We start from the raw sequence: 12,708 nt of genomic DNA, 5'->3' as shown, positions 1-12,708 counted from the left end.
TTTCTGTTGCCAGGAAGACTGGATTACTGCTCCAGCTTCTGCGGCGTTTCCTGCCCGATGCAGCGCACCGCTTTTTTGCGGTCGTTGATCAGCACGCCGGTCAGGCCTTTCTGCTCGGTGTCGAACAGCACCAGCACCCCATCGATGCACTGCGCCACTTGCGCGGCCGGTTCCAGCGAGACTTTGTAGTCTTCGCCGGGAATGGTCTTGAGCATGGTGAATTCGTTGAGCAGCAACGCATCCTCAGGCTTGGCGAAGTGCAGGTAGCCGTACCACCACAGGGCGCCGACGGTGCCGAGGATGCTGCAGATACCGGTGATGATCAGCGGGATGGCGTTACGCTCTTCACTCATTGCGGGCTCTCTTGTGGTTCATCTTCAGACGTCTTGGGGGCCGGGTAATTGGGAATTTCACCCAGGCGGCGCAGGCCGTTGAAATGCTGCGGGTCTTCAAGATAGCGCAGCATGACGGTGCGCCAGACCGGGTCGGCGAACGTCTGCACGTGGCCACCGCGGGTCAGTTGCAGGACCCGCGGTGGCGGCGCAGCTTGATACAGAAGGATGCCGTTGGAAAGGGGCACGATCGGATCGTCGATGCTGTGGTAGATCAGTTTGGGCACGCCATTGAGTTGCGCCATGGAGTTGATCGCACTGTCACCGTCCGGCACCAGCCAGGACAGCGGCACCTGGAACGCCCACAGCAGCCATGAATGGCTCAGGGCAAACTGGCCGACACTGCGGTAGCTGGCCGGCACGCCATCGAGCACGAACGCCTTGAGCTGTTTTTGCCGTTCGGGGTGCTGGACCAGATAGTGCACGGCCATCGAACCGCCGAGACTCTGACCGAGCAACACCAGGGGTTTGCCCTTGACCTCGGGCGCCTGGTCGAGCCATTTGAAGGCGGCATCGATGTCCTGGTAAATCGCCGGCAGGCTCGGTTCGCCTTCGGACAAACCGTAGCCGCGATAGTCGAGCAACAGCACTTGATAGCCTTGTTCCGGCAACCAGTAACTGCCGCCCAGGTGCATCGGCAGATTGCCGCCGTTGCCGTGCAGATGCAGCACCGTGCCCTTGACCTCGACACCCTGTTTCGCCGGCAACCACCAAGCGTGCAGCTTGAGGCCGTCGGCGGTGGTCAGGGTGACGTCGCGGTATTGGAGCTTGGCTTTTTCCGGGGTGAACAACTGCCCGGGCTCGGGGTAGAACAGCAGTGAGCTGCAACCGCTCAAGGTCAGGAGAAGGCAGAGGATGCCGAGGATTCTCATCCGTTGAAGCCTCGCAAGTAGTGGGTCGGAGTACGAGCCATGTGGGAGCGGGCTTGCTCGCGAAAGCGGTGTGTCAGACAACAGAGATGTTGAATGTCAGACCGGATTCGCGAGCAAGCCCGCTCCCACATGGGTCTGCGTGATGCTTAAAGGATGTTGGAGTAATCCGCCTCGATGCGGTCCAGGCTCAAGTGGTTGAGGAAGTTGGAGAAGCACATCCACGCCGACAACGCATTCATGTCCCGGAACTGTTCCGGCAGGTATTTGGGCGGGACGACCAGCCCTTCGTCCACCAACTGGCGCAAGGTGCGCATGTCTTCCAGGGTGGTTTTGCCGCAGAACAGCAGCGGGATCTGCTCCAGCTTGCCTTTGCGCACCGCCAACTGAATGTAGTTGTAAATCATGATAAAGCCCTTGAGGTAGGACAAGTCTTTGGTAAACGGCAGACCTGTCGGCACCGAGCCACGGAAAACGCGGCTGGTGTTGCTGTAGCTCTCGGGCATTTCAAAGCCTTGTTCACGGAAGAACTCGAACACCTGCAGAAAATCGGCGCCCTCCTCCACCATGTGGATCGCCCGCGTACGGTTGGTCAGTTTGCGCAAGCGGCTGGGGTAGGAGGCGAAGGTGATGATCTCCATCAGGATCGCCAGGCCTTCCTGGGTCACCGTCGACGAGGGCGGGCCCTTGGCCAGGAAGGTGCAGATCGGCTGGTTCAGACCGTTGAGGGTGGTGCCCACATGCACCAGGCCCTCGTGGACTTCCAGGGCGCGCACGTCGCGTTCGTTGAACATCGCGTCGGTGCGGATCTTGATGTAGTCGGCACCCGCCGCCGCATCGGCGACGATCCCGTCGGACTCGAACACCCGAATGGTCTCCTCAGCCTCGCCGAACACCTTGTTCAGGCGCGTCTGCAGCAGATGGACGGCGTCCTTGGCGGTCAGGGTCTTGGGTTCGTCCTTAAGGTCGCCACGGCCGTCGATGTTGTTCAGGTAATCGGACAGCATCAGGCCCAGGTCGGACAGGGTCGGGTCGCCAGCGTGGAACGCATCGGAGGCCGCGCCGTACAACTCCTGGGAAATCAGGCCGAAGTCCTCGGTGCCCCGCGCTTCGAGCATGCGCACCACCATCCGGTATTCCTTGCACATGCGGCGCATGATCTGCCCGACGGGGTTGAACTGGCCGAGCTGGCGGGTGATGTCGCGCTCGATGTTCTGGAACTCCAGCTTCACTTTGCTGGAGTCGAACGACAGTGGCCGGTTGAGGTAATAGTCGCGGTCCACCGCCGGCATTTCCTTGCCCTTGGCCTTGAGGAAATTCTTGCGGATGTTGTCGTCCCATTTGACCGCATCGAGGACGCGGATCGGCGTCTGCGCCAGCACAATGCGATCGGACAAAATGCGTATCGACTGCTGGTAATCGTCCACCCGAAACTCCTGTTGCTAGCGTGATGTGCTGGTTATTTGGCTTTGGCCTGACGCTGGAAGCGCGCCGCCTCGACGAAGACATCGGAATTGGCCGGGTCGTCGAGGTAGGCGGACACCTCATCGACGGGGCTGTCGATCGACACGCCGGCACCCTCGTCGGTATGGAAACTTTCGCCGCTCAGGGCTTTTTGCTGCAAGGCCTGGTTGATCTGCTCGAGGTCGAGGTTGTAGACCACCAGTTCATGTTTGTCGGTGAGTTCGAAACCGGCAATGGTGAAATGCCCGCCGAACTGCGCCGGCACCTTGGCCGAGAGGTACCAGCGGTTGCCATGGCGCGACACCGTGAAGGGGTAGGCTTCGCGCTCCTTGGGCTTGGCCCGGAAGTAGCTGACGGCCTGATAGCGATTGTCGCCGACGCGGGTCAGTTCCAGACTCAGCGGCTCGCCCCAGGCATTGGTGCTGGTCCATTTGCCGAGCAACCCCTTGGGCGCGGGTTCGCTGGTGGGCAGCGGCTCCTTGAAGGTCACCAGGCAGCCGCTGAGCAGCAGGAACGACAAGGCGATCACTACGACACGCCAGGCTTTCATTCAATACTCCCTTTGAAACGCACGCCGACCGAATGTGGGGCGGATCTGCTCGCGAAAACGGTACAACATTGACCATCACTGTCGGCTGACACACCGCCTTCGCGAGCAAGCCCGCTCCCACAGTGGTTGATCATCCAACCCTGAGAATTAAACCGAAGCCAGCACCAAATGCATATAACGCGTGAGTATGCCGAGCATTTCCTCTTCGGCGGCCGGTTCCGCGTCGTTGAGCAGGCCCTGATATTCCATCCGTCCGATTATAGCCGTCAACACTTTGGCATCCTGTTGAGGCTCGCGTGAACCCAATACCTGGAACAATTGGCAGGAGCCCTGCAACAGAATCTGCTGATGGGAGCGCACCAATTGGGCCAGGCGCGGATTGAGCAGCGCTTCCTGGCGGAACGCCTGCTCGGCCATCAGGTGTTCGCGACGGGTCACCAGTTGCCGGTGAACGTAGTCGGTCATCAACCGCGCGATGTCATCCGCCAGTTTCGAGCGGGCCTGGGCACTGCCGTCACCGCTGGCGATCATGTCGCGCAACAGGCCTTCGTTGTTCACCCACAGCTTGGCCATGTAGGCCGCGCTGCGTTCCACGTATTGGGCAAAGGTGTCGGTGAGCAGGTCATCGATGTCCTTGAAGTAGTAGGTGGTCGCCGACAGCGGCACATTGGCCTCGGCGGCCACCGCCCGGTGGCGCACGGCCCGCACGCCATCGCGCACGACAATGCGCATCGCCGCGTCGAGAATATCCTGGCGGCGCTGTTCACTGCCCTGGCGGCTGGCCTTGCGACCCTGGTACTGAACACTTTCAGCGACCGCAGTGGCGATACCCGCTGCACCTTCTTGAGCCATTGCACGGATCACGACGGGATTCCTCTCTCTACTGCAAAATTAACCATTTGATACGTTTGTACCAGACAGGCAATAAAAAGCCGCCCAATTCAGGCGGCTTTTTAGTTGAAACACTTACGCTTGCGGCCGCATGTGCGGGAACAGGATCACGTCGCGGATCGACGGTGAGTTGGTCAGCAACATCACCAGACGGTCGATGCCGATGCCTTCACCCGCCGTTGGCGGCATGCCGTACTCCAGCGCGCGAACGAAGTCGGCGTCATAGTGCATGGCTTCGTCGTCGCCGGCATCCTTGTCCGCCACCTGGGCCATGAAACGTTCGGCCTGGTCTTCCGCGTCGTTCAACTCGGAGTAGGCGTTGGCGATTTCACGGCCGCCGATGAACAGCTCGAAGCGGTCGGTGACGTTCGGGTTCTCGTCGTTGCGACGGGCCAGCGGCGACACTTCGAACGGGTACTGAGTAATGAAGTGCGGCTGCTCCAGCTTGTGCTCGACCAGTTCTTCGAAAATCATCACTTGCAGCTTGCCCAGGCCTTCGAAGCCCAGCACCTTGGCACCGGCCTTCTTGGCGATGTCACGGGCCTTGTCGATGTCGTTCAGGTCGTCGGCGGTCAGCTCAGGGTTGTACTTGAGGATCGAGTCGAACACCGACAGACGCGCGAACGGCTCGCCGAAGTGGAACACCTTGTCGCCGTACGGCACGTCGGTGCTGCCCAGCACCAGCTGCGCCAGTTCACGGAACAGTTCTTCGGTCAGGTCCATGTTGTCTTCGTAGTCGGCGTAGGCCTGGTAGAACTCCAACATGGTGAATTCAGGGTTGTGGCGGGTCGAGACGCCTTCGTTACGGAAGTTGCGGTTGATCTCGAACACCTTTTCAAAGCCACCGACCACCAGACGCTTGAGGTACAGCTCCGGCGCGATACGCAGGAACATTTCCATGTCCAGGGCATTGTGGTGGGTTTCGAACGGCTTGGCCGCCGCGCCGCCCGGAATGGTCTGCAGCATCGGCGTTTCCACTTCCAGGAAGTCACGCTTCATCAGGAAGCTGCGGATGTGGGCGATGACTTGCGAACGCACGCGGAAAGTCTGGCGCACGTCTTCGTTGACGATCAGGTCAACGTAACGCTGGCGGTAACGCTGTTCGGTGTCGGTCAGGCCGTGGTGCTTGTCCGGCAGCGGACGCAGCGACTTGGTCAGCAGGCGCACTTCGGTCATTTCGACGTACAGGTCGCCCTTGCCGGAACGGGCCAGGGTGCCAACGGCTGCAATGATGTCGCCCATGTCCCAGGTTTTCACCGCGGCCAGGGTTTCTTCGGACAGGGTTTTACGGTTGACGTAGACCTGGATGCGACCGGTCATGTCCTGGATCACCATGAACGAGCCACGGTTGAGCATGATGCGACCGGCAACCTTGACCGGGATTGCAGCCTCTGCCAGCTCTTCCTTGGTCTTGTCCGCGTACTTCTTCTGCAATTCTTCGCAGTAGTTTTCGCGGCGGAAGTCGTTGGGGAAGGCATTGCCCTTGGCGCGCTCGGCAGCAAGCTTTTCCTTGCGCAGGGCGATCAGGGAGTTTTCTTCCTGTTGCAGGGCTTGCGGGTCGAGTTCTAGGTCGCTCATGTCTTTAAAAATTCCATCACAGGTTCGTTGCCCCCGGGCCAGCGGCCCGGGGATCGCCAGCAGGCTGGCTCCTACAGGGATCGAGGCCGATCCCGCGTCGCATGTCTTACAGCCCGGACTTCAGGCTCGCCACCAGGTATTCGTCGATGTCGCCGTCGAGCACCTTGTCGCAGTCGCTGCGTTCGATGTTAGTGCGCAAATCCTTGATTCGCGACGCATCGAGCACATACGAACGGATCTGGTGACCCCAGCCGATATCCGACTTGGTGTCTTCCAGCGCCTGGGAAGCGGCGTTGCGCTTCTGCATCTCCTGCTCGTACAACTTGGCCCGCAGCATTTTCATGGCGGTGTCCTTGTTGGCGTGCTGGGAACGTTCGTTCTGGCAGCTGACCACGGTGTTGGTCGGTACGTGGGTGATACGTACGGCCGAGTCGGTGGTGTTTACGTGCTGACCACCGGCACCGGAAGAACGATAGGTGTCGATCCGCAGGTCTGCCGGGTTGATCTCGATTTCCACCTTGTCATCGATCTCTGGCGAGACGAATACCGCGGAAAAGGAGGTGTGGCGACGGTTGCCGGAGTCGAACGGGCTCTTGCGCACCAGACGGTGCACGCCGATCTCGGTACGCAGCCAGCCAAAGGCGTATTCGCCCTTGATGTGCACGGTCGCGCCCTTGATCCCGGCGACTTCACCGGCCGACAGCTCCATGATGGTGGCGTCGAAACCGCGTTTGTCGGCCCAGCGCAGGTACATGCGCAGCAGGATGTTGGCCCAGTCCTGGGCTTCGGTACCGCCGGAGCCGGCCTGGATGTCCAGGTAGGCGTTGTTGGGGTCCATTTCGCCGCTGAACATGCGGCGGAATTCCAGCTTGGCGAGGTTCTCTTCCATGCGGGCCAGTTCGGCGACCACATCGCTCACCGCACCTTCGTCGTTCTCTTCGACGGCCATGTCCAGCAGGTCGCGGCAATCGGCCAGGCCACCGGACAGTTCGTCCAGGGTCTCGACGATCTGTGCCAGCGCGGCACGCTCGCGGCCCAGTTCCTGGGCATATTCAGGTTTGTTCCAGACACCCGGATCTTCAAGCTCGCGATTGACTTCGATCAGACGCTCATGCTTTTGATCGTAGTCAAAGATACCCCCGAATAGTTTCGGAGCGCTCGGACAGGTCCTTGATGGTGTTCAGGATCGGGTTGATTTCCATGGCGGGCAGCACTCGTTGGCGAACTTTTGAAAGCCGGCGAGTATAACGGCAAACGGCCGGGAACGGCAGTCCGCCTGGCCGAAAAGGTGGTGTTCACACAGGATGTTTGCGGCCTTGAAGATCAATGGCAATCAACCGTGGTGAGGGGATTTATCCCCGCTGGACTGCGCAGCAGTCCCATTTTTTTGGGGCGACTTCGCAGCCCGGCGGGGATAAATCCCCTCACCACAGGTGCATCGGCAAACAGGTGTCTTACGCGATTCAGCCTATCCCCACCTGATTGCGCCCATTGTGCTTGGCCAGGTACAGCCCCTTGTCCGCCGCCGAGATCAGTTCCCGGCAGTTGCTGCCCGCGGTCGGGGTGATGGTGGCCAGGCCGATGCTGATGGTCAGGCTCGAGCCTTCGGTCGGGGAGATATGGGGGATTTTCAGCGCGGCGACAGTCATGCGCAGTTTTTCCGCCACCAGCCGCGCCCCACCCTGGGACGTGTTGGGCAGCACCAGGGCAAACTCTTCACCGCCGTAGCGGGCCGGCAGGTCCGAAGGCCGGGCGCTGGCGTCGCGAATCGCCGCGGCGACCTTGCGCAGGGCTTCATCGCCCTCCAGGTGGCCGAAGGTGTCGTTGTAGGTCTTGAAGTAATCCACGTCGATCATCAGCAGCGACAGTTGGCTCTGATCACGCAAGGAACGGCGCCACTCAAGCTCCATGTACTCGTCGAAGTGCCGACGGTTCGACAGCCCGGTCAGGCCATCGGAGTTCATCAGCCGTTGCAGCACCAGGTTGGTGTCGAGCAATTGCTGCTGGCTGACCCGCAGCGCGCGGTAGGCCGCATCGCGCTGCAACAGCGTCATGTAGGAGCGCGAATGATAGCGAATGCGCGCCACCAGCTCGATGTTGTCCGGCAGCTTGACCAGGTAATCGTTGGCCCCGGCCGCGAACGCCGCGCTCTTGATCAGCGGGTCTTCCTTGGTCGACAGGACGATGATCGGAATGTCCTTGGTCGCCGGGTGGTTACGGTACTCGCGCACCAGGCTCAGGCCGTCCAGCCCCGGCATGACAAGGTCTTGCAGGATCACCGTCGGCTTGATCCGCACGGCATGGGCAATGGCCTGGTGCGGGTCGGCGCAGAAGTGGAAGTCGATGTTCTCTTCGTTCGACAACCCGCGCCGCACCGCCTCGCCGATCATCGCCTGATCGTCCACCAACAACACCATGGCGGCATTTTCGTCAGTCTTGAAATCGTCGAGCTGTAAATCATTCATGTGCGTTCACCTGAAAACTGCATAAGCCAGGATTGCTGCGAAAGGTAGTCATTTTGCAAAGATCTCCAGCAATCGTGGCGCGATCTTCTCCAGCGGGCGAATTTCTACGGCGGCATCGATGGCGGCGGCCGCCTTGGGCATGCCGTACACCGCGCTGCTGTTCTGGTCCTGGGCGATGGTCAGGTAGCCTTGCTGGCGCATGAGTTTAAGCCCCTGCGCACCATCACGCCCCATACCCGTGAGCAAAACGCCGACCGCGTCACCGTTCCAGTGACTGGCCACGCTTTCGAAAAATACGTCGATCGAGGGTCGATAGATCTCGTTGACCGGCTCGGCGGTGTAGGCCAGCGTACCGTTCCTGAGTAATCGAATATGGTGATTGGTGCCCGCCAGCAACACCGTGCCGCTTTGCGGTGGCTCGCCTTCCTGGGCCAGGCGCACGTTCAGGCCGCTGGCGCTGGCCAGCCATTCGGCCATGCCGGCGGCAAACACCTGGTCCACATGCTGGACCAGCACAATGGCCGGGGAAAAATGGCGCGGCAGCCCCTTGAGCAGCACCTCCAGCGCCGCCGGCCCCCCCGCGGACGAGCCGATCGCGATCAGGCTCTGGCGTGAACCGGAACCGCGCAACGGGCTCGGCGCCGGGCGCTCGCGGTTGCTTTTGTCACCGATCAGCCAGCCGATGTTCATGATCTTGCGCAGCAATGGCGCTGCCGCTTCCTGGGCATTGCCGGCACCGAGCGCCGGGGTATCGACTACGTCCAGGGCGCCGTGGCCCATGGCCTCGAACACCCGGTGCACGTTCTGCTGGCGGTCGACGGTGACGATGACGATGGCACAAGGGGTATCGGCCATGATGCGGCGGGTGGCTTCCACGCCGTCCATCACCGGCATGATCAGGTCCATCAGGATCAGGTCAGGGGTTTGCTCGGCACATTTTTGCACCGCCTCCTTGCCATTGGCGGCCACCCAGATGACCTGGTGCGCCGGCTCGTAGGCCAGCGCCCGGCGCAAGGCCTCCACCGCCATGGGCATGTCGTTGACGATTGCGATTTTCATGCCCGCGCTCCTCCTATGAGCTCAACGACAGCATCGAGCAAGGCGTCGTCATGAAAACTGGCCTTGGCTAGATAATAGTCGGCTCCGGCGTCCAGTCCACGACGGCGATCCTCTTCACGATCCTTGTAGGACACCACCATCACCGGCAGCGATTGCAGACGATTGTCCCGACGCAACAGGGACACCAGTTCGATGCCGTCCATGCGCGGCATATCAATGTCAGTGATCAGCAGATCGAAATCCTCCGAGCGCAGGGCGTTCCAGCCATCCATGCCGTCGACCGCCACCGCCACGTCGTAGCCGCGATTGAGCAGCAGCTTGCGTTGCAGTTCGCGCACGGTCAGGGAGTCGTCGACCACCAGAATCCTTTTGCGGGCCGCCTCGAGCGCCTGACTGCCCTGTCGGGCAATGCGTTCCAGGCGCCCGGTATTGAGCAGTTTGTCCACCGAACGCAGCATATCCTCCACGTCGACGATCAGCACCACCGAACCGTCATCGAGCAAGGCGCCGGCAGAGATGTCCTGGACCTTGCCCAAACGCTCATCCAGCGGCAGTACCACCAGGGTTCGCTCGCCGATGAAACGCTCGACCGCCACGCCGTAGATGGTATCGCGCTCGCGGATCACCACCACTTTCAGGGTCTGCTGGCTGGCCTGGCTCGTCGGGCGCTGCAGCAGCTGACTGGCGGCGACCAGACCGACATGCCGGCCTTCATGCCAGAAGTGCTGGCGACCCTCGACCTGGACGATGTCCGCCGGCTCCAGGTCGCACATGCGTTCGATGTGGGCCAGCGGGAAGGCATAGGCCTCGTCGCCGACTTCCACCACCAGACTGCGCACCACCGACAGGGTCAGCGGCACTTCAAGGTGGAAACGACTGCCCACACCCGCCGTCTGCTCCAGTACCACCGCGCCGCGCAGTTGGCGAACCATGTGCTGCACCGCGTCCAGGCCGACGCCGCGGCCGGACACTTCGGTGACGGTCTCGCGCAGGCTGAACCCCGGCAGGAACAGGAACGTCAGCAGTTCCTCCTCGCTCAACTGTGCGGCGGTTTCGGCTGGGGACAATTGCCGTTCGATAATACTGCGCCGGACTTTCTCCAGGTCGACGCCATTGCCGTCATCGCTCAGTTCCAGCACCAGCAACCCGGCCTGGTGGGAGGCGCGCAGGCGAATCACGCCTTCCTCTGGCTTGCCGGCCAACAGCCGCTGCGCCGGGGTTTCGATGCCGTGATCCACCGCATTGCGCAACAGGTGGGTCAATGGCGCCTCGAGCTTCTCCAACACATCGCGGTCGACCTGGGTCTTCTCGCCCTCGATTTCCAGCCGCACCTGCTTGCCAAGACTGCGCCCCAGATCACGGACCATGCGCACCTGCCCGGTCAGCACATCGGCAAACGGTCGCATGCGACACGCCAGGGCGGTGTCGTACAGCACTTGCGCACGCTGGCTGGCCTGCCAGGCGAATTCATCCAGTTCGGCGTTTTTCTCCACCAGCAGTTGCTGGGATTCGGCCAGCAAGCGGCGCGCATCATCGAGGGCTTCCCGGGCTTCGAGGCTCAGGGCCTGGTCCTTGAGATGAGTATTGAGGTTTTCCAGCGCCCGCAGGCTGTTGCTCTGCATGCGTTTGAGGCGCTGCATGGTGGCCAGGTGCGGTTTGAGGCGCAGGGTTTCCACCAGGGATTTGCTCGACAGATCGAGCAGGCTGTTCAGGCGTTCGGCGGTCACCCGCAGGACGCGCTCGCCGTTTTCTGTGGTGCGCCTGGCTCTTTTCGGGGCGGGCGTGGGCTCGGCAGGCAGCGGCTCGATGGCCGGTGCAGGCTCGTCGAGGGCCGGCGCGGGTGCTTCAAGGGCAAGCCCTGCCATCACCGGTGCGGCCGTCGGCATGACAGCGGTCACGACCGCCGCCGGATCGAGCAGGCGCGCCATCAAGGCGACATAGCTCTCGATGTCCGCTGGCTGCGGCGCCTGGCTCGGCGTGGCGATGCGCATCAGCAGATCGGTACCCTGCAGCAAGGCATCAATGTGTTCAGCACGCAGGTAAAGCCGCCCTTCCTGGGCGCTGACCAGGCAATCCTCCATGACATGGGCCACGCTGACCCCGGCATCGACCCCGACGATCCGCGCCGCACCCTTGAGCGAGTGCGCCGCGCGCATGCACGACTCCAGTTGATCGGCCTGGGTCGGATCACGTTCCAGGGCCAGCAGCCCCGCGCTCAACACCTGGGTCTGGGCCTCGGCTTCCAGGCTGAACAGCTCCAGCAAAGAGGCGTCGCGCATTTGCTCGGGGGTCATGTGAGGCTCCGGGTCACGGCGGACAACAGCTGTTCTTCATCCAGCCAACGCAGGCTGCGACCTTTGAATTGCAATACGCCACGGGTGTATTTGGCACTGGCCTGGGTGCCCGATTGCGAGGCCGCGTCGAGAATGCGCTCGTCGATGGCGTGAATGCCGTCCACCTCGTCCACCGGCACCACCACCGGCCCGCCATGGGCGGCGATGATCAACATGCGCGGCATGACACGGGCGCCGCTGGCCAAGCCGCCGCCAGGCTCCAGCCCCAGCAACTCCACCAGAGACAGGCACGCCACCAGCGCACCGCGTACGTTGGCGACACCCAGCAAGGCCCGGGAACGCTGGTGCGGCAACGAGTGAATCGCCTGTTGCGGTGCGACTTCCACCAGGCTGCGGGTGGCCAGGCCCAGCCATTCTTCGCCCAGGCGGAACATCAGCAACGAGCGGGTTTTCACCTCGACTTCAAGCGTGTCCGACACAAGCGCGCGATCTTCCTGCTGCAACGCGTAACGATCCAGCAGACGCGTGGCGGCGGCCGAATACACCGCGCAATTGCGGCAATGGATGTGTTCGATCAGCAGCGGGCAGGACTTGTCGCCATGGATGCCGATGCGGTTCCAGCAATCGTCGATGGCCTGGGCATCTTCACGGGTGACGCTAAAGCTGTCGGAGGCAATCATCGTTTACGCTCACTGTCGGCGGCGCGTTCGCTGCGGGCGGCGCGGTCCTGCAATCGTCGGGCACCGACGCTGTCGCCCTGGGATTGCAGCAAAGCTGCCAGGTGCATCAACGTTTCGGGATGTTGCGGTTCAAGGTACAACGCCTTGCGATAAAAGCCTTGGGCCTCAAGGGCGCTGCCAGCGACATCACTGAGCAGCCCCAGCCAGTAGAACACCTGGGCCACCGGCGGATGGCTGCGCAAGTAACGATCACAGGCGGCGCGGGCCTCGGCACTTTTGCCTTCGTTGGCCAGTTCGGCAATGGTCGCCAGCAAGGCCGCGGCATCGCTGCTGCCCGGTTTTTCCACCGGTGCGGGCCGCGCAACGCTGGCGAACGGGCGTCGCGCAACGGGCGCGGGCGCGGCCTGACGCGGCGGCTGCCGCGTGGGCACGGGCGCAGGAACCGGGGCGGGAACAAACGGTTCGG

11 protein-coding genes and 1 pseudogene are annotated in these 12,708 nt (G+C 62.1%); all 12 read right to left on the bottom strand.

Translation table 11 applies throughout. The features are described from left to right. Positions 1 to 23: 23 nt before the first annotated feature. A complete protein-coding gene (locus B0W55_RS26045) occupies positions 24 to 353 on the bottom strand; it encodes a hypothetical protein (protein WP_077048790.1) in 330 nt (109 codons plus the stop codon). Next, positions 350 to 1,264 (bottom strand): alpha/beta hydrolase, encoded by a 915-nt coding sequence (locus B0W55_RS26040; RefSeq protein ID WP_077048789.1) that lies wholly within the window; start codon positions 1,262 to 1,264, stop codon positions 350 to 352. Before B0W55_RS26040 ends, B0W55_RS26045 begins: the two co-directional genes overlap by 4 nt. 146 nt (positions 1,265 to 1,410) lie before the next feature. Next, positions 1,411 to 2,688 carry a flavohemoglobin expression-modulating QEGLA motif protein gene (locus B0W55_RS26035; RefSeq protein ID WP_077048788.1) on the bottom strand — a complete coding sequence of 426 codons (1,278 nt, stop codon included), beginning with the start codon at positions 2,686 to 2,688 and terminating at the stop codon, positions 1,411 to 1,413. A gap of 32 nt (positions 2,689 to 2,720) precedes the next feature. Continuing rightward, entirely contained in the window at positions 2,721 to 3,275 is a 555-nt protein-coding gene (locus B0W55_RS26030; RefSeq protein WP_077048787.1) for a hypothetical protein, read from the bottom strand. 147 nt (positions 3,276 to 3,422) lie between these two features. Continuing rightward, complete coding sequence (locus B0W55_RS26025; RefSeq protein ID WP_077048786.1) at positions 3,423 to 4,139, bottom strand: TetR/AcrR family transcriptional regulator; 717 nt, start codon at positions 4,137 to 4,139, stop codon at positions 3,423 to 3,425. A gap of 102 nt (positions 4,140 to 4,241) precedes the next feature. Further along, positions 4,242 to 5,744 (bottom strand): lysine--tRNA ligase, encoded by a 1,503-nt coding sequence (gene lysS / locus B0W55_RS26020; protein WP_077048785.1) that lies wholly within the window; start codon positions 5,742 to 5,744, stop codon positions 4,242 to 4,244. Between the two features lie 106 nt (positions 5,745 to 5,850). Beyond that, positions 5,851 to 6,946, bottom strand: a protein-coding gene (gene prfB / locus B0W55_RS30470; RefSeq protein ID WP_139340980.1) for a peptide chain release factor 2 whose coding sequence is annotated in 2 segments (ribosomal slippage) — positions 5,851 to 6,873 and positions 6,875 to 6,946 — 1,095 coding nt in all. Because the reading frame shifts where the segments join, the coding sequence is not laid out codon by codon here. A gap of 261 nt (positions 6,947 to 7,207) precedes the next feature. Further along, the gene (locus B0W55_RS26015; RefSeq protein ID WP_077048784.1) at positions 7,208 to 8,209 is read right to left on the bottom strand and encodes a PleD family two-component system response regulator; all 1,002 of its coding nucleotides are present in this window, start codon (positions 8,207 to 8,209) and stop codon (positions 7,208 to 7,210) included. Between the two features lie 48 nt (positions 8,210 to 8,257). Then, on the bottom strand, positions 8,258 to 9,268 hold the full coding sequence (locus B0W55_RS26010) for a chemotaxis response regulator protein-glutamate methylesterase (protein WP_077048783.1): 1,011 nt from the start codon (positions 9,266 to 9,268) through the stop codon (positions 8,258 to 8,260). Then, positions 9,265 to 11,562 carry a hybrid sensor histidine kinase/response regulator gene (locus tag B0W55_RS26005; protein WP_077048782.1) on the bottom strand — a complete coding sequence of 766 codons (2,298 nt, stop codon included), beginning with the start codon at positions 11,560 to 11,562 and terminating at the stop codon, positions 9,265 to 9,267. The genes B0W55_RS26010 and B0W55_RS26005 overlap by 4 nt, the downstream gene beginning before the upstream one ends. Continuing rightward, positions 11,559 to 12,242, bottom strand: a complete 684-nt coding sequence (locus B0W55_RS26000) for a chemotaxis protein CheW (protein ID WP_077048781.1) — start codon at positions 12,240 to 12,242, stop codon at positions 11,559 to 11,561. The genes B0W55_RS26005 and B0W55_RS26000 overlap by 4 nt, the downstream gene beginning before the upstream one ends. Beyond that, a pseudogene (locus B0W55_RS25995) lies at positions 12,239 to 12,708 on the bottom strand (chemotaxis protein CheR); the annotation flags it as partial. The gene B0W55_RS26000 and the pseudogene B0W55_RS25995, both read right to left, overlap by 4 nt.

It is taken from the genome of Pseudomonas sp. KK4, assembly GCF_001984065.1.
In the GTDB taxonomy this organism is placed as follows: Bacteria; Pseudomonadota; Gammaproteobacteria; order Pseudomonadales; family Pseudomonadaceae; genus Aquipseudomonas.
Note: the sequence above shows the minus strand (reverse complement) of the source record. Positions and strands in the feature narration are given on the sequence as shown.